Source organism: Oleiharenicola lentus, assembly GCF_004118375.1.
GTDB classification, from domain to species: domain Bacteria; phylum Verrucomicrobiota; class Verrucomicrobiia; order Opitutales; family Opitutaceae; genus Lacunisphaera; species Lacunisphaera lenta.
Genome location: NZ_SDHX01000002.1, coordinates 505,942 through 525,959 on the forward strand (window position 1 = coordinate 505,942; position 20,018 = coordinate 525,959).

The window sequence follows — 20,018 nt, forward strand, 5'->3', positions numbered from 1 at the left end:
CCAGAAACGTTTTCAGAGCGTCCGCATGCCGGGTTCGGTCGCGCTCACGTCATCGCCCGCCGGCAGCTCGAAGCGGATTTTGCGGGCCGGATTGAGGATCTTGGTCTCGATGTTGATCGAACCGGGTTCGCCACCGAATTCCGCCCCGCCGATGCTGTCGATCCGCGCCTTCACCTCGGCGGGCAGCTTGGCGTGCTCCTCAGGATTATTGATCGGGCCCTGGAAGGTGACCTTGCCGTCCTTGTCCTTCACCGTTAGCTCGCGCTTGCCCTCGGTGGCGTTGACCTCGACGGAACCGGCATCGTCGGAGAACACAAAATTGCCCGCGGTGAGGTCGAGGATGGTGGACCCTGCTCCGCCCGCCCGCCGCAAAACATGCACCCGGGGCTGGGCGAACCAGTGCATGCGGTCACCGCCGATCACGCGCATGACATCGGCCGGATCGCCGGGGGGAACCCCCATGGCCCCGGCGCCCGCCGGACCGCCGGGCATCGACCGAGAAAAGGCCATGACGTTGGGGCCTTCACCGCCAGGCAGAGCGTGGCCGAAGACCTGCACGGCCCGATCGCCCGGGGCACCCTCCCAAGCCAGTTTGGGCACTTCGCGCTCCGCGAGCTTTGCCTTGGCCGTGCTCTCCTTGCCGTTGCGGATGTAGGTTAGCTTCACCTCGTCGCCAGCCTTGTGGTTGCGCACAAGCACAGTGAGCTGCGCCATGTTAACCAAGATCTGGTCGTCGAGCTTGGTGAGCACGTCGTGCTCCTGGAGCAGGCTGGCGGCCGGGCTGCCCTCGGCCACCCGGCGCACCACGATGCCCGTACCCTTGGGCAGGCCGAGCTGGGCAGCGACGGTGGGATCGACGGGCGCCGTCTCAACGCCGAGGTAGGCGACTTTCTCCATCTCAGCCTGACCGGGACCATCCATCTTGAAGGCGAGGTGCGGGCCGTCGCCCTTGGCGGCGTGGTGACGGACGACAATCTCCTTCTTTATCTCGGGCTCGGCGAAGGCGCTGGTGGCCGTAGCCAACAGCAGGACGGGAAGCAAACGGGTGACGATTGGGTTTTTCATGGGGAAAGGGTTCAGTCAAAACTGGCGCGCACGAGCCGCACTTCGTCGCGCGGCACGCTCCAGCGGACCGAAGCGTTGGTGTTCGGGTTTTTCCAAGTGTAGGTGTCCACGTAACGGTAGCGCACCTCGCGCCCCTCCGTGCGGTCAGGGAGCAGCGTCGGTTCGCTCTCGTGCAAATCGTAGAGCACCGACGAGGCATGCACGGGCTCGTAACGGTTGGTCGCAGCCACTACGGGCTTGAGGGAAGTCGAGGCGGTGTTCGCAACACCCGGCGACTCGGGCGCGACGGCCGGCGGGCGATCCCAAAGCAAGAAGGCGACCAGCAACGCAGCCGCCGCGCCGGCGAGCGACCACGAGGCCCATTTCCAGGACTGCCAGCTGTGCGCCGCGGTGTAGCGGCGCGCCGGAGCGGAAGCCGGCGTGGTTGCGGCCGGACCCAGTTCACGTTCGATCACCTGCATCAGCGCAGCGGAGGGCGCGCGCGGCGTCAGGCGCTTCAGTTCGTTTTCGAGTTCTTGGAGGGACTCATCCATGGCAAAGGGGCTCCAGTTGCTTGCGGAGGGCGGTCAGGGCGTAGCGGTAGCGCGACGCCGCAGTGTTGGGCGAGATGCCGAGCGTCTCACCGATCTGCTCGAAGGTGAGGTCCTGCCAGATTTTGAGCGCCAGCACCTCGCGTTGCTCAGCCGGCAGGCGGCGGAGGGCCGTTTCGATTTCCTGGCGGCGTTCATCGCCCTCGCCGGGCAGCTTTTGAAAAAGGGCCTCGCGCTCCTCCAAGCCACCATCCGCGCGTTCCTCGCGGGCCGTGCGGCGGTCTTCGCGGCGGGCGAGATCCAGCGCCGCACGGCGGATGGAAGTGACCAGCAGGGCCTGCGGGTCGCCCGGGAGGTGCCGCTGGTTCCGCCAGTAGCGCACGAAAGCCTCCTGAAGCACATCCTCGGCATCGGCCAGCGAGCGGGTCCACTGGCGGGCGCACAGCAGAAGGCGGGGGCCGTGGGCCTCGATCCATTGCTTCCAAGTGCTGTGCTCATGGGCGCTCTCCATGCGGGTGGGTTCGGTGCTTTTCCTGAAGAGCGTCACAGTCGGACGGGTTTGTCTGAAATTATCCCGCGAATCGCCGGATGCAGACATTAAAAGAGGCCGGGGGTTCTTCACCCACCGGCCTCTGTTAGGACTATCTCTGCTTAAAGTAAAAAACCGCGACTTAGGCGGTGTAGGTGCGCTGACGGCTGTAGTCGGCGGCGGTAAGGGCCACCAGGGCGGCTACCGCGAGGTAACCGACGGCAACCGCAACGCCCACTGCGAAGTCACCAGCGAGGTTGGTGATGCCGAAGCCAGCAATGGCAGCGGCAGCAACATTGGTGATGATTTGGATCGTGTTGGTCTTCATAAAATTGATGTCTATTTGAGTTTGTCTTGGGCCACCTGTTTCAGTGACGCCCCTACTATACGGCATGTCTTGCAATAGCCAAAATACTTAGTTTCTATTGTTTCTATCTGATTTTCCTATGGAGTTATACCAGTTGCGTTACTTCTTGGCAGTGGCTGAGACAGGGAATTTTACGAAAGCCGCCGGTCGCGTCTTCGTTTCCCAACCGTCACTCAGCCAGCAAATCCTCAACCTCGAAGAGGAGCTAGGACAGCAACTCTTCCATCGTCTTGGGAGAAAGGTAGTTCTCACCGATGCCGGACAGAAACTACTGGAAAGCGCCCGCCGCATCGTGGCCGACGCCGATCAGACAATTCAGGAGCTCAAGGAGAGCACCGGCCTTGGCCCCAAGGTCAAGGTCGGGGCCCTGCAGACCGTCGCCCACTTCTTTTTTCCCGCCGTCATGGCGCACTGCCGGGCCAACGACATCCCGCTGATTATCCATACCCGCGAAGACTTCCGCCGCCCGCTGGCCGAGGCCGTGCTGGAGGGACAGCTCGACTGGGCCCTGATTTCCCTGCCCTTCAATGAACCCCGGCTGCACTTCGAGAAACTCTACACCGAGCCGCTCTGGGTCGCCATGAGTGCCAACCATCGGCTCGCGCAGCTAGATCATCTCACCTTCGCCTCCTTGCGGGACGAAAGCTTCATCCTGATGGGCGAGGCGTCTACCCTCACTCAGCACATCCAGCGTTTCTGCGGGGATCACGACTTCGAGCCGAAGATCAGCCACCGCTGCGCCCAGGTTTCCACCGCCAAATCGCTCACCGCGATGGGCCTCGGCATCACCATCCTCCCCAAGAGCGCGCGTAGCGCCACCGACCCCGAGGGCCTCATCTTCCGCAAGTTTAGCGGCCCGGTGCAACCCTCGCGCGATATCGCCCTGGTGCGGCACCGCCGTCGCCACCTGGGGCGCGGGGCCCAGCTATTTGTCGAGATCGCGCGCACGGTCGTCGGCCCGATCGCCAGCACCAACACCGCTCCGCCGCTGAAGGGCTCGTGACCTCTTCCAGAGCATCCTTGAGCGTCGCTTGCACGGTTGCCTCCAGCCGCAGGTCGGTTAAGTTAATCTCACCATGATCAACGCGATCAAAAAGACCCTCCTCGCGGGCCTCGGCGCCGCGGTCGTCACGAAAGAAAAGGTCGAGGCCGGCCTCGATGAACTGGTTAGTCAGGGCAAACTCAACGCCGCCGATGCACGCCGTCTGGCCCGCAAGCTCGCACGGGACGGACGTCGGGAATTTGCCGAACTGAGCAACGACGTCGGTGAAAAACTGCACGACCTCGCGCTCAAGTCCGCCCGCGAAGGCCAGACCCGCCTCCGCCAGCTCGAGGCCCACCTGAAGAAAGTCGAACAGCAGAATAAGCCCCGCCGCGCCAAACCAGCCCGTCGCGCGAAGTGATCGGCTTCGACATCCTCAGCCACGCCGGTCGCGCCAAGGACATCCTCGCGGCCCTGGCCCGCCACGGATTCTCCAATCTGCTCAACCAGATGGACCTGCCGGCGGGCATCTGGCAGCGCCTGCTGCCGACGCCGCCCGCCCCGCACCGAGCGGAGGAGCGCCTCCGTCTCGCCGCCGAGGAACTCGGCCCGGCCTTCGTCAAGCTGGGCCAGATCCTCTCGATGCGGCCCGACCTGCTGCCGCACTCCTACATCACCGAGTTGCGCAAACTGCAAAGCCAGGTGCAGCCCCTGCCCTTCGAAGAGTTCCGCGCCACGCTAGTCACCGAACTCGAGCGCGAGCCCGAAGAATTCTTCAGCGAATTCAACCCCGTGCCGGCCGCCAGTGCTTCGCTGGCTCAGGTGTATTTCGCCCGCCTCAAGGAGGGCGGGCAGCCCGTCGCGGTGAAGATCCAGAAACCCGGCGTCGAACGTTCGGTGCAGATCGACCTCGATCTCGCGGCCTGGCTCGCCGCCCAGGTCCACAAACATATCGACGCGCTCCGACCCTTCGACCTGCCCGCTGCCATCGAGGAAGCCCGCCAAGGCATGCTGCGTGAACTGGATTTCCGCACCGAGGCACGCAACCAGGAATATTTCAATGCCCTTAACCCGCAGCCCGACCAGGTCTTCGCGCCGCGGGTCTATCCGGACCTCTGCACCCGTCGCGTGCTGGTAATGGAGCGCATCGAGGGTCGCCCCGTGAGCGACCCGGGCCTGCCGGCCGACCAATGCAGCGCCTTGGCCGGCCACGGAGCCCAGTCGCTCGTGCGACAGATCCTCATTTCCGGTTTCTTCCACGCCGACCCGCACGCCGGCAACGTCCTCGTCACGCCCGACGGACGCCTCTGCTTCCTCGACTGGGGGCTCGCCGGCCACCTCACGCGCCGGCTCCGCCAGGCGCTCGCCGATTTTTGGGTCGCCGCGGTTGAGCAGGACGCAGAACGCATTGTGCAGATCGCAGCCGACCTCGCGCCGGCCAACGCCCGCCCCGATCTCCGCGCGATGGAAAAGGAAGTGACTCTCGCCCTGCGCGAGGAGCTCAATTTCGCGCTCGGGGAACCGCAACTCGGCCGCGCCATGCTCCGCCTGCTCCACATCTTCGGCCGCAACGGCATCGCGCTTTCCCGCGACTACTCGCTCATGGCCAAGGCCGTGTTCTCCATCGAGGAGGTCGGCCGCGCGCTCGACCCGGAGTTCGACCTGCGCCGGCACATGCCGCCAATCCTCCGCGAACTGTTCCGCGAGCGAGCCAACCCCCGCAACCTCGCCCGTCGCTTCCGCGAGGTGCTCCACGAAGCGCTGCTCGGCCTTCAGGATTTTCCGGGGGAACTCCGCCGCATCGTGCGACGATTCGAACAGGAAAACCCGACGATCAACCTCCAGCACCGCGGCCTGGAACGCCTCGACGACTCCCTGCGCGTCGCCGCCAACCGCATCGCTTTGGGCGTCGTGGTTGGCTCTTTGATCATCGGATCCTCGCTGCTGGTGACCACCCGCGTCGGACCGACGCTTTTCGGCTATCCGGCCCTCGGCATCATCGGCTACATCATCTCGGCGCTGTTCGGCCTCTACGTCATCTTGGACATCATCCGCCACCGCCGGCACAAGTGACCGGCCGCGCCGGCGAACCCGGGTTTGCACCCGGCCGGATTCTCTGAACGCTTCCGCCCCTCCATGTCCGCTCCCGTCACCGCTGAAACACCGGTCCGCCGCCCCCTTCCGGTGCGGCCCGAGGTCCTCGCGCCCGCCGGTGACTGGGAGTGCGCCAAGGCCGCCATCGAGAACGGCGCCGACGCGATCTACTTCGGCCTCGAGCGCTTCAACGCCCGCATGCGCGCGAAGAATTTCACCGTCGCCGACCTGCCGAAGCTCATGGAGTTTCTCCACCGGCGCGGCGTGCGCGGCTACGTGACGTTCAATGTGCTGGTCTTCGCCGACGAACTTGGCGCCGCCGAGGATTACCTGCGCGCCATCATCGCCGCCGGCGTGGACGCCGCCATCGTGCAGGACGTCGGGATCTGCCGGATGATCCGCGCCATTTCGCCCGATTTTCCGATCCATACCTCCACCCAGATGACGATCACCAGCGCCGCCGGCGTGGACTTCGCCCGCGAGCTCGGTGCGAACCTCGTGGTCCTCGCCCGGGAAAATTCCATCAAGGAAATCGCCGCGATAAACGAGGCCCAAAAGTCGCTCGCGCATCCGCTGCCGCTGGAAACCTTCGTCCACGGCGCCCTCTGCGTCGCCTACTCCGGGCAGTGCCTGACGAGCGAGTCGCTCGGCGGCCGTTCCGCCAACCGCGGCGAATGCGCCCAGGCCTGCCGCATGCCCTACGAGCTGGTTTCCGACGGGGCCAAGGTCGAACTCGGTGACCGCCGCTACCTGCTCAGCCCGCAGGACCTCTCCGGCCTCGAGGTGCTGCCCGACCTGATCCACGCCGGCGTCGCCTCGCTGAAAATCGAGGGCCGCCTGAAGAGCCCCGAATACGTCGCCAACATCACGCGCGTCTATCGCCGCGCCGTGGACGCGGCGATGGCGCAGGTGGAGCCCGCGCTCCGCTCAGGTTTGGCTCCAACTGGGAACAACACCTTCGATCCCGCCGCCGCCCGCTACGACCTCGAGATGGGCTTTTCCCGCGGCCTCTACACCGGCTGGTTCCGCGGCATCAACAACCAGGAACTCGCCCACGCCCGCTTCGGCACCAAGCGCGGTGTTTTCCTCGGCGAGGTCGCTCGCGTCGGACGCGACCACGTCGCGCTGAAGCTCGTTGCCTCGCTCAAGCCCGGCGACGGCCTCGTGTTCGATGCCGGCCGGCCGGACGAAAAAGAGGAAGGCGGTCGTGTTTACCAAGTGGACGAGCGCAACGGTGAAACGGTGCTCCGCTTCGGGCAGGGCGACATTGATTTCAGCCGCGTGCGTCCCGGGAATCTCGTCTGGAAGACCAACGATCCGGAACTCGATCGCCGCGTGCGCCAGTCCTACGAGGGCGACCAGATCCGCCACCGGCGCCCGCTGCATCTCGAAGTTCATGGTCACGCGGGCGGCCCGCTCACGCTCCTCGCCCGCGACGACGACGGCCATGTCACCAAGGCCGAATCCGCCACGCCGCTTGAGGTTGCCCAGAAACAGCCACTCTCGACCGAGCGCCTGCGCGACCAGCTTGGCCGCCTCGGCGGCACACCGTTCGAACTCGGCACAATCGAGAACCGGCTGGAGGGCGCGGTCATTCTCGCTGTCAGCGAACTGAACGACCTGCGCCGTCGCCTTGTCGCCGACCTCGACGCGCAGCGCGCTGCCCCAAAGCGCTGGACGATGACCACAACGCGGATTGCAAATCGCAAATTGCAGGACGATCCCCAGCCAGTTGCTGCCGACCCCGAGCTCATCGTCGTTATCCGCCACCTCAGCCAGCTGGAAGCCGCGTGGGCCGCCGGTGCCCGTACGCTCTACGCCGAGTTTGAGGACCCGAAGAAATACCGCGAAGCCGTCGTGCGTTTCCGTGAACTGCGTGGCAGCGACTCCTCGGCGACGCTCTGGGTCGCCGCCCCGCGCATCTTCAAGCCCGGCGAAGATTGGATTCTGAAGCAGGTCCTGTCGTGTGAAGCCGATGGCTACCTTGTCCGCAACTACGACCACCTGCAGTGGTTCGCCGGCCGTCGCCGCCGCGGTGATTTTTCGCTGAACGTCGCCAATCCGCTCACGGCCGAATACTTCATCAATCACCACGGTCTGGAGCGTGTGACCGCCTCCTACGACCTGAACGTCGCGCAGCTCGAAGCCCTGCTCCAGGGCGCGCCCGCCGCGTGGTTCGACATCACGCTCCACCAGCACATGCCGATGTTTCACATGGAGCACTGCGTGTTCTGCGCCTTCCTCTCGGAGGGCACGGATTACCGGAATTGTGGCCGTCCCTGCGACAAGCACGATGTTCGCCTGCGCGACCGCGTGGGCGCCGAGCATCTCCTGCGGGCCGACGCCGGCTGCCGCAACACCGTCTATAACTCCCGCGCGCAAACCGGGGCCGAGTTCGCCGATCGCCTGTTCGCTCTCGGTGCCCGGTCCTTCCGCATCGAGTTTCTCAACGAGTCCGCCGACGAACTGCAACGCACGGTCGGACGCTACCGACAGCTCCTGCGCGGCGAGATCACCGGCGCGGAGCTCTGGCGGGAGTTCAAGCTCATCAACCAGCTCGGTGTCACCCGCGGCCAGTTGGAAGCCACCCCGCAGGTTATCCGCCGCAAGGGCTAGGGGCGGGCGATCGGTTTTATCCATCCCGGGACAGTCCGAGGGGGCGCAATTTTAGTCGCCACCCCGGGAGGGGCACCCTTTAGTTCCCCGCCTCCCCCATGGAGACCACGACCGGCAAATCCACTCCGACGAACGCCGCCACCCCGGCCGCCCCCACCTCGAATTCGCACGACCTCGAGATCAAGGACGCGCTGGTGATCTTCACGCCCATCTGGGAGGATCTCGAGGCGCACTTCGGCCGCGAGCACCTGCGCTTCCCCAAGGAGATCATCCTGCTCGGCGGCGCGCCCGGTGCGGGCAAGGGCACCAACACGGAGTTCATCGCCCGCACCCGCGGCCTCACCTGCCAGCCCATCGTGATGAGCGCCCTGCTCGACACGCCGGAGATGAAGCGGATCAAGGATGCCGGCAACATGATCGGCGACCGCGAAGTGCTCGCCGTCTTGCTGCGCGAGCTGCTCAAGCCCGAATACCGCGATGGCGTCATCCTCGACGGCTTCCCCCGCACCAAGGTGCAGGTCGAGTGCCTCAAGATGCTGTTCGAGAAGATGGTCCAGCTGCGTCGCGAATTCTACTCCACGCCGCTCGCCATCCATTTCCGACAGCCGGTGATCCAGATTGTGGTGCTCTTCGTGGACGAGAAGGAGAGCATCGCCCGTCAACTCAAGCGCGGCCACGAGACCAAGGCCCACAATGAGGAGGTGCGGCGCACCGGCCACGGCACGCTGATGGAGGAACGCGCCACCGACTTTGACGAGAAGCTCGCCCGCCGCCGCTACCGCGTGTTCAAGGAGCAGACCTGGGACGCGCTGCTCTCCCTGAAGGACATCTTCCACTATCACCTGATCAACGCGCAGGGCTCGCTCGCCGAGGTCGAGCAGAACATTCTCGGCGAGCTCGAATACCAGAGCTCGCTCGAACTCGACCCGAGCACGTTCGACCGGCTGCGCACGCTGCCCCTCGCCAGCGAGATCATTGTCCACGCCCGGCAGGAACTGGTGCGCCGCCTCGACCACTACGAGCTCACCCAGCCCGAGCTGTTCCAGCGCGTGGTGAACCTGATCGAAAAGAAAATCATGCCGATCGTGATGCGGCATGCGCTCTCCGGCCACGCCAACATCAACAGCGAAGACCCGGTGCTCAACGAGCCCGAGGCGCTGGCCATGTTCATCGACATCTTCTCCGAGCGCGGCTACCATGCCGTCGTGGACGTGCACCGCATCGAGGTGCCCGAGTCCGTGGACCTCACCACCGGCAAGATCACCTGCCGCGTGAAGAAGGTTTACCGCACCATCATCCGCTTCAAGGGCTCCGAGATCCGCCGCGGCTGAGGGCCGGCGGATTTCCCGCTTTCCCTGACCGGTGGCGTCTGTTTCCGTCCGGTCCATGCGCATCCTTATCACCGGTATCTGCGGCTTCGTCGGCAGCACGCTCGCCCGCGGATTGATTGCCGCCGGACACCAGGTCACCGGCTTCGACAACTTCATCCGGCCGGGCAGCGAAACCAACCGCGCGCCGCTGGAAAAGCTCGGAGCCATAATCCTCGAGGCCGACCTGCGCGACGGGCGCGCGATGGACGCCCTGCCCGCCGCCGACTTCGTGGTGGATGCCGCCGCCAACCCCAGCGTGCTCGCCGGTGTGGACGGCAAGACGAGTTCGCGCGAACTGGTGGACCACAACCTTACCGGCACGATCAACGTCCTCGAATACTGCAAAGCGCACAAGGCAGGCTTCATCCTGCTCTCAACGAGCCGCGTCTATTCCATCCCGCCGCTGGTGAGCCTGCCGCTTAGCCCGGTCAACGAGGCCCTCTGCCTCCGGTCTCCGGCACCCGGCCTCCCGCCGGGCGTCAGTGCCGCCGGCCTCGACGAAACCTTCGCCACCACCGCTCCCGTTTCGCTCTACGGCGCCACCAAGCTCGCCTCCGAGGCGATGGCCCTCGAATACGGCGAGACCTTCGGCTTCCCGGTCTTCGTCAACCGCTGCGGCGTGATGGCCGGCGCCGGCCAATTCGGTCGCGCCGACCAGGGCATCTTCGCCTATTGGATCAACGCCTGGCTGCGGAAGCGACCGCTCAAGTATCTCGGTTTCGGCGGTCTAGGCCACCAGGTGCGTGACTGCCTGCATCCGCGTGATTTGTTACCCGTGCTGGAAAAACAGTTTGCCGCGCCCAAGCTCGCGGCGGCGGACCGGTTGGCCAATTTCTCCGGTGGCGCCGCCTCGGCGATGTCGCTCAGGCAGCTCAGCGACTGGTGCGCCCGGCGTTTCGGTCCGCACCTGGTTGTACAGGATGGCACGCCGCGTCCCTTTGACATCGGCTGGATGGTGCTCGACCACGCCAAGGCCTCGCGCCTCTGGCAGTGGCAGCCGACCACCCCAACCGCCGCCGTGCTCGAGGAAATCGCCACCCACGCCGAACAGAATCCCGGCTGGCTGGAGCTGTCGGCGCCGCGCTAAGGCGGATCAACCCAAGGCTTGCCGGGGACGTATTTGTCCCAAATGTCCCCGGGATGTCCGGTTCGCGCTCCCGCCCGCCCATCCAGCCGTCACTCACGCTCTACTCGATCGTGATTCCCGCGCACAACGAGGAGGAATCCCTGCCTCCCACCGTGCGCGACCTCTACGCCGTGCTGACGCGGGAGAAGGTGCCCCACGAAATCGTGGTCGTGGACGACGGGAGCAAGGACGGCACCTGGCAGGTTCTGCAGGACCTGAAGAAAACCATCCCCACGCTCGCCCCGGTGCAGAACAAGGGCGCGAACGGCTTCGGCCGCGCCGTGATCTTCGGCCTCAACCACATGAAGGGCGACGCCTGCACCATCATGATGGCCGACGCCTCGGACTCGCCCGACGACGCCGTGAAATACTGGCGCCTGCTCAACGAGGGCTGGGACTGCGCCTTTGGCAGCCGCTTCGTGAAGGGTGGCAAGGTGATCGACTACCCGCGCGTGAAGCTGTGGGTCAACCGGCTGGCCAACTTCCTCGTGCGCGTGGGCTTCAATATCGCGCTCAACGACACCACCAACGCCTTCAAGGCCTACCGCCGCACCGTGATCGAGGGCTGCCGGCCGTTTCTCTCGCCGCACTTCAACCTGACTGTTGAGATTCCGCTGAAGGCCATCGTCCGCGGCTACTCCTGGACCGTGATCCCCATTTCCTGGCAAAACCGGAAATTCGGCGTGGCCAAACTCAAGATCAAGGAAATGGGCAGCCGCTACTTCTTCATCTGCGCCTATGTGTGGCTGGAGAAGTATTTCAGTCGCGGCGACTATCGTAAAAAGTAGGACGCGCCGGCTGAAAACCGCCTATTGACGACTTTCGCTGCCGCGTGCCTATTAGGCGGCTTATGATTTATCTGCTCGGAGGTTCCGGTTACGTAGGGTCGGCTTACCAGGCGCTGCTGCAGCGCAAGGGATTGCCCTTCCGCAATCTGCGTCGAGCAGACTTCGACTACACCGACCAGAAGGCGCTGACTGAGTTGCTCCGCCGCGAGAAGCCGGAGTTCCTTATCAACGCCGCCGGCTACACCGGCAAACCCAACGTGGATGCCTGCGAACTGCACAAGGCCGTCTGCCTCTTCGGCAACGGCGTGCTCCCCGGTATCATCGCCCAGGCCTGCACTGACGCCGGCGTGCCCTGGGGCCATGTCTCCTCCGGCTGTATCTACACCGGATCGCGCGCCGACGGCACCGGCTTCACCGAGACCGACACGCCCAATTTTTCGTTCCGCACCAACAACTGCAGCTTCTACTCCGGCACCAAGGCCCTCGGCGAGGAAGTGCTCGCGGACCGCAAGGACGTCTACATCTGGCGCCTGCGCATTCCGTTCAACGAGATCGACAATCCGCGCAATTACCTGACGAAGCTGATGCGCTACAACAGCCTCCTCGAAGCCACGAACTCCATCTCGCAATTGGAGGAGTTCGTCGCGGCGACCTTTGCCTGCTGGGAAAAGCGCGTGCCCTTCGGCATCTACAACGTCACCAACCCCGGCGAGGTCACCACCCGCCAGGTCGTCGATCTCATCAAGAAGACCGGCGTCTCCAACAAGAACTTCCAGTTCTTCACCGACGAGGCCGAGTTCATGCGCACCGCCGCCAAGACGCCCCGCTCCAACTGCACGATGAACTCCACCAAGCTCGCCTCCGTCGGCATCAAGATGACCGAGGTGCACGAGGCCGTCGAACGCGACCTGCGCCGCTGGGTGAAAGCTTCCTCCTGATTCCCGCACCATGAAAATCCTCGTCACCGGCGGCGCCGGCTTCATCGGCAGCAACCTCGTCCGCCTCCTCGTCACCACGACCGAGCACAGCGTGCTCAACGTGGACGCCCTCACCTACGCCGGCAACAAACGTTCGCTGAGCGATCTCGAGGGCAATCCCCGCTACCGTTTCGCGCAGGCCGACATCTGCGATGCCGCCGCCATGGGCAAGCTCTTCGCCGACTTCCAGCCCGACTGGGTCATGCACCTCGCCGCCGAAAGCCACGTGGACCGCTCCATCGACGGCCCCGGCGCCTTCATCCAGACCAATGTCGTCGGCACCTTCACGCTGCTGCAAGCCGCCCGCGGCCACTTTGAGAAACTCACCGGCCCGGCCAAGGAACGCTTCCGCTTCCTGCACGTCTCGACCGACGAGGTCTACGGCTCGCTTGGCGCCACCGGGCTCTTCACCGAGGAGACGCCCTACGACCCGCACTCGCCCTACTCCGCCAGCAAGGCCTCCTCCGACCACCTCGCCCGTGCCTGGGCCGACACCTTCAAGTTGCCCGTCCTCGTGACGAACTGCTCGAACAACTACGGTCCCTACCAGTTCCCCGAAAAGCTGATCCCCGTCGTCATCCTCAAGGCCCTGCGCGGCGACCCGATCCCGGTTTACGGCAAAGGCGAGAACATCCGCGACTGGCTCTTCGTCGTGGACCATGCCGAGGCCCTGCACACCGTCATCGCGAAGGGCCGCTTGGGACAGACCTACAACATCGGCGGCAACAACGAGCGGCAGAACATCGACCTCGTGCGCCTGCTCTGCGGCCTGCTCGACGAACTCTGCCCCCGCGCCGACGGCAAGAAATACGCCGACCAGATCACCTTCGTAACCGACCGCCCCGGCCACGACCTGCGCTACGCCATCGACGCCTCGAAGATCAAGCGCGAGCTCGGCTGGACGCCGAAGCAGGACCACACCTCCGGCTTCCGCAAGACCGTCCAGTGGTATCTGGATAACGAGGCCTGGTGGAAAGGCATCCTCGACGGCTCCTACAAACTCGAACGCCTGGGCAAGGCTTGAATCCGACCATGAACCGCAAAGGCATCATCCTCGCCGGTGGCTCCGGCACGCGTCTCTACCCGCTGACCATCGCGGTCTCCAAGCAGCTCATGCCGGTTTACGACAAGCCGATGATCTACTACCCGCTGTCGGTGCTGATGCTCGCCGGTATCCGCGAGATCCTGATCATTTCCACGCCGACCGACCTGCCACTCTTCCGCAAGCTCCTTGGCGACGGCGCCAACCTCGGCGTGAAGTTCAGCTACGCCGAGCAACCGAGTCCCGACGGTCTCGCCCAGGCCTTCACCATCGCCGGCGACATCGGTTTCCTCACGGGCAACGAGCCCTCGGCTCTCGTGCTCGGCGACAACCTCTTCTACGGTTCCGAGTTCGTGAAATCCGTGAGCGACGCCGGCAAGCGCACCACCGGCTCCACGATCTTCGGCTACCATGTCGCCAACCCGACCGCCTACGGCGTCGTGGAGTTTGCGCCGGACGGCCGCGTGCTCTCCCTCGAGGAAAAGCCCGCCCAGCCCAAGTCGAACTACGCCGTCCCCGGCCTCTACTTCTACGACAAGGACGTCGTGCCGATGGCCCGCAGCCTGAAGCCCTCCAAGCGCGGCGAACTGGAGATCACCGACCTCAACCGTCTCTACCTCGAGAAGGGCAACCTGCACGTCGAGCTCTTCGGCCGCGGCACCGCCTGGCTCGACACCGGCACGCACGACTCGCTCGTCGAAGCCGCCACCTTCGTGCATGTGCTGGAAAACCGCACCGGCCTGAAGATCGCCTGCATCGAAGAGATCGCCTACAAGGCCGGCTGGATCGACCGCGCCGGCCTCGAGGCCAACATCAAGAAGCTCGGCAAGTCCTCCTACGGCGAATACCTCAAGCGCCTGCTGGCCTGAGCCGCCTTACTTCGAGCAACGGCGCCATCGCCGTGGCTTTTCAGTTTTGGCTCCGCTTTCCGTGCCGGATGCGCACACTGCGCGCCATGCGTCTGGTCGCCGTCTCCGTCGTCAAGAACGAGGCCGATATCATCGAGGCCTTCGTCCGCCATAGCCTGGCATGGACGGATCATCACCTGATTTTCGACCACGACAGCACAGACGGCACCCGGGAAATCCTGCAGGCCCTGCAAGCCGAGGGGCTACCCGTTTCCCTTTTTCGTGACGATCAGCCGGGGCATCTTCAGCAGGCCCGCAGCAACCACCTCACGCGCCTCGCCGCACAGGCCCACGCCGCCGATTGGATCCTGCCGCTCGACGCCGATGAGTTCATCGACGGTCCCGGCCGTCCCGAGCTGGAAGCGATCCTGAAAAAGACCGGCGCCGAGCAGACCGTCAGCCTGCCCCTGCTCGACTTTTGCGCCTCGGACCAGGATGCACCGACCGAGCTCAATCCCGCGCTGCGTCTGCGCTATTGCCGACACGCGCCATCGGTAACCCGGAAAATTTTCGTGCCCCGGGCGCTGGCCCTTGATCCGGCACTCTCCGCCGGCAAGGGCAGCCACGCGCTCTACCGCGGAACCGAGGCGCTGCCGGCCCAGCCGTTGCCCGACGGCTGGCATCTCGCCCATCTTGCGCTGCGGTCTGCCCAGCAGCAAGTGCTGCGGGTCGTGCGGGCCGAATTGCAGCGCATGAGCCGCGGGCGCGCTGCGGCCGGCTTGGATGTCCACTACCGCCTCGGTTACCAACTGCTCGCGGAGGAGCCGGAACTCTTTCTTTCGACATCAATCACTCCGGCCTCGGCCCTGCGGGAACTCCCGCTGGCCTACCGCGGCGGGGCGCTCAAGCACACCGCCCCACAGGACTGGTCCCGCGTGGCCCGGTCGCTGCTGCCCTATCTCGAACAGCTCGCCACGAGCCACGGCCGGCTCGCCGACGAAACGGGCTTCGACATCTCGCCTCCCGCTCCGGCCGACCTGATCATCCGCGAGATTCCTGCCGCAAGCGCTTCGTCGCGCCCAGCCGGCTCGCCCGTCCCGGCATTCTCCGGATTCACGGCGCTCTCCGGCTGGGGACCCGCCGAAGGCCCGGTGCCCGAGGCCTTCCTGCCGCAATTTCACTGGAGTTACGCGCCGGCCACCGTGTTGGCTATCGAAACACCAGTGGCCGGCACCGGACAACTCTCCGCCGACCTGCTGACCTACAGCGACCACCAGACCGTCAGCATCGAACTGAACGGCGTGAGCCTCAGCCAATTCGCTTTCCCGCGCACCAACCAGCGGGAGCGTGTCTCCGCCGCTCTGCCGCTGCGCGTCGGACGCAATGAGCTTCGCTTGAGCTACAGCCAGCACCTCGCCTCCCCGCACGATCCCCGCGCGCTGGCGGCGATTTTCCTGAGCCTGCGCGTGACCCCGCCCAATCACCCGTGAAGGTCTCGTTCATCATCCCGCTCTACAACGGCCTGCCCCTCACGCAGGCAATGCTGGCCAGCCTGCGGGCGACTTTGCCGGCCGGCCTCCCCCATGAAATCATTCTGGTGGACGACGGCAGCACCGACGGCACGCGCGAATGGTTGGCTGGTCTTGACCAGCCAAGGGTGAGCCAGTCGAACCCCTCCTCTTCATCTGCCTGTCGCGTGCTGCTGAACGAGCGTAACCGCGGCTTCGCCGTCACCTGCAACCGCGGCGCCACATCCGCCACCGGCGAGTTCCTGTTTTTCCTGAACAACGACCTCGTGCTCCTTCCCGGCTGGCTCGAACCCATGCTCGCGGCCCTCGAGCGCCTCCCTCGCCCCGGACTGGTCGGCAACGTTCAGCTCCAGCATGCCACCGGCAACGTGGACCATGCCGGCATCGGTTTCGACCCGAAGGGCAAGCCCGTGCATCTCACGCACCGCGGCTGGTCCGCGTGGCGAAGGTGCGACGCCGTCACGGGCGCCTGCTTTGCGATTCGTCGCGCACTCTGGTCGCAACTCGGCGGCTTTGACGAGGGCTACATGAACGGCGGCGAGGACGTCGATCTCGCGTTTCGCGCCCAGGAAGCCGGCTGCACCAACGGCGTGGCCCTGCGCAGCGTCGTGCGCCACCACGTGAGCGCCTCGCTCGGCCGGAAGTTGCGCGACGAACAAAACACCCGCCGGCTTTTCCGACGCTGGCGCGTGCAGATCGCGGACCGCATCACGCGGCACTGCGCCCGCGATTGCCTGCTCGCCTCCTGGGATGAACCCCGCGACTACCCCGATCCCACCCTCGCCCGCCATGCTGCCCTGCACTGGCTCGGTGTGCTGCCGCAAGCCACACACCGGCTGAAACAGGCCTCGCTGGCACGGCTGGATTACGAGGAGCAACGCTGGGCCCATCTCCTCGACGGCGCGCCCCTGAGGCCGGAACGCGAAGTCAGCTGGCAGTTTTATCCGCCCAAACCCGAGCGCAAGGCGGTCATTTGACGCCGCCGCTCTCCACAGAACGCACCACCGACTGCGGGCGGTTGTTCACGGTGAGAAACATCCGGCCGAGGTATTCGCCGATCAGTCCGAGCATCACCAGCTGCGCACCGGAGAATACCAGGAGCGCACCCATCAGCGTGCCCCAGCCGTAATCGGGCCCCTTGCCGGTCAGCCGGAGATAGAACACCACCGCGAGTCCAAACAGACCCGCCGCGGCCATGATCAGCCCCAGCAGCGTCGCGAGTCGCAGCGGCATGATCGAGAAATTCACGAAGGTGCTGACCCAGAGCCGCAGCAGTCGCCGCAGGTTGTAGCCGCTTTGCCCCGCGGCGCGCTCAGCGTGGCGCACTTCGACCGCGCCGATGTCCTGCGTGACCTGCAGGATCAGGCCATCGACATACGGGAAAGGTCCCTGATGCTCGGCTACCTTGCCCGCCACAAACCCGCTCACGCAGCGGAAGCTCGAGAGATAAAAACCACGCGGCTTGTCGAGCAGCCAGTCGGTGAGCCGGTTGGTGAGCCAGCTCCCGAAGTTGCGCCAGAGGGAGTGCCGCTTGTCGGCATAGTGGCCGTAAACCACGTCGAGTTTGTTCGCCTTTGCATGCTGCCAGAGGCGCAGCGCCTCGGCTGGCGGATTCTGGCCGTCGTCGTCGAGGTTGACGACAAACTCACCGCGGGCGTGCCGGTAGCCGGTGAGCACGGCGTTGTGTTCGCCGAAGTTGCGCGCATGGCTGACGAAGATGATCGGGATGCGCGCCGTCGCGAGGAGTTCGCGGCACACCGCGGCGGTGCGGTCACGGCTGCCGTCGTTCACCAGGATCAGCTCGTGCCCGCCATCCACGGACAAGGCCTCGATGTCGCGCACTACGGATGTGATGGTGTCGGCGCTGTGATAAAGCGGCACGACGAAGCTGAGGGCCGGACGGCTCATGTGGGGATGTCGGTGCGAACATTACGATTTCACGCCCGGCGTCAGCAAGGAAGTGGCCGTATTGGGATTGGCGAATCCGGACAATTCGACCATGAAACCAGCGCAGCATGTCCGCCCCTTCCCCCGCCCGGCCAATTCTTTGGATCCAGACCGTGCTGGTCGCCATGGTGGCGATGCTCGTGGCCGCCGGGTTGTTCGGGCGTTGGTCGCTCGAGGCCTGGAACCAACCGCACTGGCTGGAGGGCGACCCGCTCGAAGTGTATGCGCGCGTGAAACTCGCCGGCGAACAACCGGCCGCCACCCTGCTCGGGCTCGGCTCGGTTGAGGCGTTGGGCGCCCCCGGCAGGGCCGATTGGACCGGTTATCCCGTGCCTGATCGAATCGTGTTCGTGCTGACCGGCACCTTGGCCGCCCTGACGGGCCTGATGGCCGCCGTGCAGCTGATGAGCGCCGCGATCTTCGGACTCAATGCCGCATCCTTCTTTCTGTGCGCCCGCTGGCTGCGGTGGCGGTGGGAATGGGCCGCGGGCCTCGCGCTCGTCTTCGCGTTCTGCACCTACAATCTGCGCTGGGGGGTGACGCTGAGTTTCTCGCAAACCTTTACGCTGCCTCCGCTCTTTCTGCTTTGTGCCCGGTGCTGCCATCGGGGTATCGCACTGGGATGGGCATCGAGGCTGCTCGCCCTCGGGCTGGCCCTGTGGCTCGCCCAAGGGCAGCCCTACCTCGCTTACTTTGCAGGCGTCGTCTCCGGCGGCGCTCTGGTGCTCGGCCTGAGCCGCAGGATTCCGCGTCAGCGGCTGACTCCCTTGTTTTGGTTTCTCGGCGCCCTGCTCACCGGATTCCTGGCCTGCAACGCACGGACCATCATCCACCGTTTCGACGCGGCGGAAACCGCCCCGCTGGTCCGCAGCACGAGTGATCTAAAAACCTACGCCCTGCGCCCCCTCGAGTGGCTCGTGCCACCGGCGGATCACCGCCTGCCGGCGCTCGGCAGGATCGGACGTGCCTACTTCGACCACCGGGAGGGACACGGGGAGTTCTTCTACAATTATCTGGGCGTCGTGGGAGCGGTTGCCCTGGCGTGGCTGCTCGGGCACACGGTCCGACGAATGCTCCGACGCCCGCGACGCATCCCCGACGCGGTGCTTGGGTTGTTGTGGATCACCGCTTTTGGCCTGGCGGGCGGACTCAACACGTGGCTGGGGGGTGCCGGGCTGGACATTTTCCGCGCGGCCACGCGCATCGGTATTTACGCGCAGGTTTGGGTGCTTCTCTTCTTGGGCGGCAGCCTTGGGCGGCTTTTGCAGCACCGGATTGCATCACACGCCCTCGCGCTGCTGCTGGCGGGTCTCGCCATCTGGGACCAAACGCCGCCCCTGGCCGATCCCTCCACCCGACAGGCCAACCATGCCCGCTGGCAGGAATACGCCACGTTCACCGCCAATCTTGAGCGCGCGCTCCCGGCCGGGGCGATGGTCTTCCAACTGCCGGTGACGGCGTTCCCCGAGTCCGCGCGCATAGGGACCATGCCCGACTACGAACACCTGCTGCCCTATCTGACCTCGCGCTCGCTGCGCTATTCCTACGGGCATCTCGCCGACGCGCCGGCGTTGCGCTGGTCCCGCCACGTCGGCCGTCTGCCAGGCCCGCAGCTGGTAGCCGCGCTCGAACAAGTCGGTTTTGCGGCGCTGTGGATCGACACCCGCGCCTACCCCGACCAGGCCACCGTCCTGCTGCAAGCACTGCGCGCGGGTGGTTACGTCGAAATTGCCCCAGCAACCCGACCGGCGCCCATTCGCGTGTTCCGCCTCAATCCCGCGCCCTCGCCCCGGGTGCCCGACCTTGCCGATCCGCGCTACCAGGAACCGTGGGATGACCCGGCCGCCCAGCCGTTGTTATTGGCGTTGGCTGGCTGGCATCCGCTTGAGCAAAACCAAACTGGCCGCTGGCGCTGGGCGGCCCGCGCAGCTACGCTGGGTCTCCTTACCGAACCGGCCGTGTCCCAAGCCACTCTCCGCTTCAAAATCGGCGGTCCGGCCACTTCGGTCGTCGTGGTGCGACGCGGAGAGCAGGAATTGCTGCGCACCGCGCCGGGGGACAAGATTCACCTCCTGCACCTGTCGCCCGACTCCGGCCTGACCCAGCTCACCTTCCAGCTGGAAGGCGCCACTTTCCGCCCCGGAGACCATGATCCTCGCGAACTCGGATTCATGGTTGAAAATCTGTCCGTGTCTGTTCCCTAAATGC

The 20,018-nt window shown here is 65.4% G+C and carries 18 protein-coding genes; 13 read left to right on the forward strand and 5 right to left on the reverse strand.

The genetic code is table 11. The annotated features are described in order from the left end of the window. Positions 1 to 12: 12 nt before the first annotated feature. From ESB00_RS15970 to ESB00_RS15985, 4 genes are all read right to left on the reverse strand, one after another. Complete coding sequence (locus ESB00_RS15970; protein WP_129048784.1) at positions 13 to 1,065, reverse strand: S1C family serine protease; 1,053 nt, start codon at positions 1,063 to 1,065, stop codon at positions 13 to 15. 11 nt (positions 1,066 to 1,076) lie between these two features. After that, entirely contained in the window at positions 1,077 to 1,598 is a 522-nt protein-coding gene (locus ESB00_RS15975; protein ID WP_129048785.1) for a hypothetical protein, read from the reverse strand. Next, positions 1,591 to 2,106, reverse strand: a complete 516-nt coding sequence (locus ESB00_RS15980; protein WP_129048786.1) for an RNA polymerase sigma factor — start codon at positions 2,104 to 2,106, stop codon at positions 1,591 to 1,593. Before ESB00_RS15980 ends, ESB00_RS15975 begins: the two co-directional genes overlap by 8 nt. A gap of 160 nt (positions 2,107 to 2,266) precedes the next feature. Further along, the gene (locus tag ESB00_RS15985; RefSeq protein WP_129048787.1) at positions 2,267 to 2,452 is read right to left on the reverse strand and encodes a hypothetical protein; all 186 of its coding nucleotides are present in this window, start codon (positions 2,450 to 2,452) and stop codon (positions 2,267 to 2,269) included. A gap of 118 nt (positions 2,453 to 2,570) precedes the next feature. On the opposite strand from ESB00_RS15985, the gene ESB00_RS15990 reads away from it, so the two are divergent. The 12 genes from ESB00_RS15990 to ESB00_RS16045 all read left to right on the forward strand — a co-directional run bounded on the left by ESB00_RS15990 (position 2,571) and on the right by ESB00_RS16045 (position 16,840). Further along, the gene (locus ESB00_RS15990; protein ID WP_129048788.1) at positions 2,571 to 3,494 is read left to right on the forward strand and encodes a LysR family transcriptional regulator; all 924 of its coding nucleotides are present in this window, start codon (positions 2,571 to 2,573) and stop codon (positions 3,492 to 3,494) included. Positions 3,495 to 3,567: 73 nt separating this feature from the next. Beyond that, on the forward strand, positions 3,568 to 3,894 hold the full coding sequence (locus ESB00_RS15995) for a phasin family protein (protein ID WP_129048789.1): 327 nt from the start codon (positions 3,568 to 3,570) through the stop codon (positions 3,892 to 3,894). After that, a complete protein-coding gene (locus tag ESB00_RS16000; protein ID WP_246026503.1) occupies positions 3,891 to 5,546 on the forward strand; it encodes an ABC1 kinase family protein in 1,656 nt (551 codons plus the stop codon). Before ESB00_RS15995 ends, ESB00_RS16000 begins: the two co-directional genes overlap by 4 nt. Before the next feature lie 63 nt (positions 5,547 to 5,609). Beyond that, the gene (locus ESB00_RS16005) at positions 5,610 to 8,183 is read left to right on the forward strand and encodes a U32 family peptidase (protein WP_129048790.1); all 2,574 of its coding nucleotides are present in this window, start codon (positions 5,610 to 5,612) and stop codon (positions 8,181 to 8,183) included. A 98-nt stretch (positions 8,184 to 8,281) separates the two neighbouring features. After that, complete coding sequence (locus ESB00_RS16010; protein ID WP_129048791.1) at positions 8,282 to 9,514, forward strand: nucleoside monophosphate kinase; 1,233 nt, start codon at positions 8,282 to 8,284, stop codon at positions 9,512 to 9,514. Between the two features lie 55 nt (positions 9,515 to 9,569). Further along, the gene (locus tag ESB00_RS16015; RefSeq protein WP_129048792.1) at positions 9,570 to 10,640 is read left to right on the forward strand and encodes an NAD-dependent epimerase/dehydratase family protein; all 1,071 of its coding nucleotides are present in this window, start codon (positions 9,570 to 9,572) and stop codon (positions 10,638 to 10,640) included. 53 nt (positions 10,641 to 10,693) lie between these two features. Beyond that, on the forward strand, positions 10,694 to 11,467 hold the full coding sequence (locus ESB00_RS16020) for a glycosyltransferase family 2 protein (RefSeq protein WP_129048793.1): 774 nt from the start codon (positions 10,694 to 10,696) through the stop codon (positions 11,465 to 11,467). A gap of 62 nt (positions 11,468 to 11,529) precedes the next feature. Next, positions 11,530 to 12,405, forward strand: coding sequence for a sugar nucleotide-binding protein (locus ESB00_RS16025; protein ID WP_129048794.1), 876 nt, complete (start codon positions 11,530 to 11,532; stop codon positions 12,403 to 12,405). 10 nt (positions 12,406 to 12,415) lie between these two features. Continuing rightward, positions 12,416 to 13,468 (forward strand): dTDP-glucose 4,6-dehydratase, encoded by a 1,053-nt coding sequence (rfbB, locus tag ESB00_RS16030; protein ID WP_129048795.1) that lies wholly within the window; start codon positions 12,416 to 12,418, stop codon positions 13,466 to 13,468. Between the two features lie 8 nt (positions 13,469 to 13,476). Beyond that, positions 13,477 to 14,355: a glucose-1-phosphate thymidylyltransferase RfbA gene (gene rfbA, locus ESB00_RS16035; RefSeq protein WP_129048796.1), complete on the forward strand. Its 879-nt coding sequence runs from the start codon at positions 13,477 to 13,479 to the stop codon at positions 14,353 to 14,355. 68 nt (positions 14,356 to 14,423) lie between these two features. After that, complete coding sequence (locus ESB00_RS16040) at positions 14,424 to 15,824, forward strand: glycosyltransferase family 2 protein (protein WP_129048797.1); 1,401 nt, start codon at positions 14,424 to 14,426, stop codon at positions 15,822 to 15,824. Then, entirely contained in the window at positions 15,821 to 16,840 is a 1,020-nt protein-coding gene (locus ESB00_RS16045; RefSeq protein ID WP_129048798.1) for a glycosyltransferase family 2 protein, read from the forward strand. Before ESB00_RS16040 ends, ESB00_RS16045 begins: the two co-directional genes overlap by 4 nt. On the opposite strand, the gene ESB00_RS16050 is transcribed toward ESB00_RS16045, so the two are convergent. After that, positions 16,833 to 17,771, reverse strand: coding sequence for a glycosyltransferase (locus ESB00_RS16050; protein WP_129048799.1), 939 nt, complete (start codon positions 17,769 to 17,771; stop codon positions 16,833 to 16,835). The two genes, ESB00_RS16045 and ESB00_RS16050, sit on opposite strands and share 8 nt — an antisense overlap. A gap of 107 nt (positions 17,772 to 17,878) precedes the next feature. Between ESB00_RS16050 and ESB00_RS16055 the strand changes: the two genes are divergently transcribed. After that, positions 17,879 to 20,014 (forward strand): hypothetical protein, encoded by a 2,136-nt coding sequence (locus ESB00_RS16055; RefSeq protein ID WP_129048800.1) that lies wholly within the window; start codon positions 17,879 to 17,881, stop codon positions 20,012 to 20,014. Positions 20,015 to 20,018 lie beyond the last annotated feature (4 nt).

Excerpts from the sequence above, each read along its gene's own strand:
- ESB00_RS15970 (WP_129048784.1), bottom strand. The coding sequence starts at position 1,065 with ATGAAAAACCCAATCGTCACCCGTTTGCTTCCCGTCCTGCTGTTGGCT.
- ESB00_RS15975 (WP_129048785.1), bottom strand. The coding sequence starts at position 1,598 with ATGGATGAGTCCCTCCAAGAACTCGAAAACGAACTGAAGCGCCTGACG.
- ESB00_RS15980 (WP_129048786.1), bottom strand. The coding sequence starts at position 2,106 with ATGGAGAGCGCCCATGAGCACAGCACTTGGAAGCAATGGATCGAGGCC.
- ESB00_RS15985 (WP_129048787.1), bottom strand. The coding sequence starts at position 2,452 with ATGAAGACCAACACGATCCAAATCATCACCAATGTTGCTGCCGCTGCC.
- ESB00_RS15990 (WP_129048788.1), top strand. The coding sequence starts at position 2,571 with ATGGAGTTATACCAGTTGCGTTACTTCTTGGCAGTGGCTGAGACAGGG.
- ESB00_RS15995 (WP_129048789.1), top strand. The coding sequence starts at position 3,568 with ATGATCAACGCGATCAAAAAGACCCTCCTCGCGGGCCTCGGCGCCGCG.
- ESB00_RS16005 (WP_129048790.1), top strand. The coding sequence starts at position 5,610 with ATGTCCGCTCCCGTCACCGCTGAAACACCGGTCCGCCGCCCCCTTCCG.
- ESB00_RS16010 (WP_129048791.1), top strand. The coding sequence starts at position 8,282 with ATGGAGACCACGACCGGCAAATCCACTCCGACGAACGCCGCCACCCCG.
- ESB00_RS16015 (WP_129048792.1), top strand. The coding sequence starts at position 9,570 with ATGCGCATCCTTATCACCGGTATCTGCGGCTTCGTCGGCAGCACGCTC.
- ESB00_RS16020 (WP_129048793.1), top strand. The coding sequence starts at position 10,694 with ATGTCCGGTTCGCGCTCCCGCCCGCCCATCCAGCCGTCACTCACGCTC.
- ESB00_RS16025 (WP_129048794.1), top strand. The coding sequence starts at position 11,530 with ATGATTTATCTGCTCGGAGGTTCCGGTTACGTAGGGTCGGCTTACCAG.
- rfbB (WP_129048795.1), top strand. The coding sequence starts at position 12,416 with ATGAAAATCCTCGTCACCGGCGGCGCCGGCTTCATCGGCAGCAACCTC.
- rfbA (WP_129048796.1), top strand. The coding sequence starts at position 13,477 with ATGAACCGCAAAGGCATCATCCTCGCCGGTGGCTCCGGCACGCGTCTC.
- ESB00_RS16040 (WP_129048797.1), top strand. The coding sequence starts at position 14,424 with ATGCGCACACTGCGCGCCATGCGTCTGGTCGCCGTCTCCGTCGTCAAG.
- ESB00_RS16050 (WP_129048799.1), bottom strand. The coding sequence starts at position 17,771 with ATGAGCCGTCCGGCCCTCAGCTTCGTCGTGCCGCTTTATCACAGCGCC.
- ESB00_RS16055 (WP_129048800.1), top strand. The coding sequence starts at position 17,879 with ATGTCCGCCCCTTCCCCCGCCCGGCCAATTCTTTGGATCCAGACCGTG.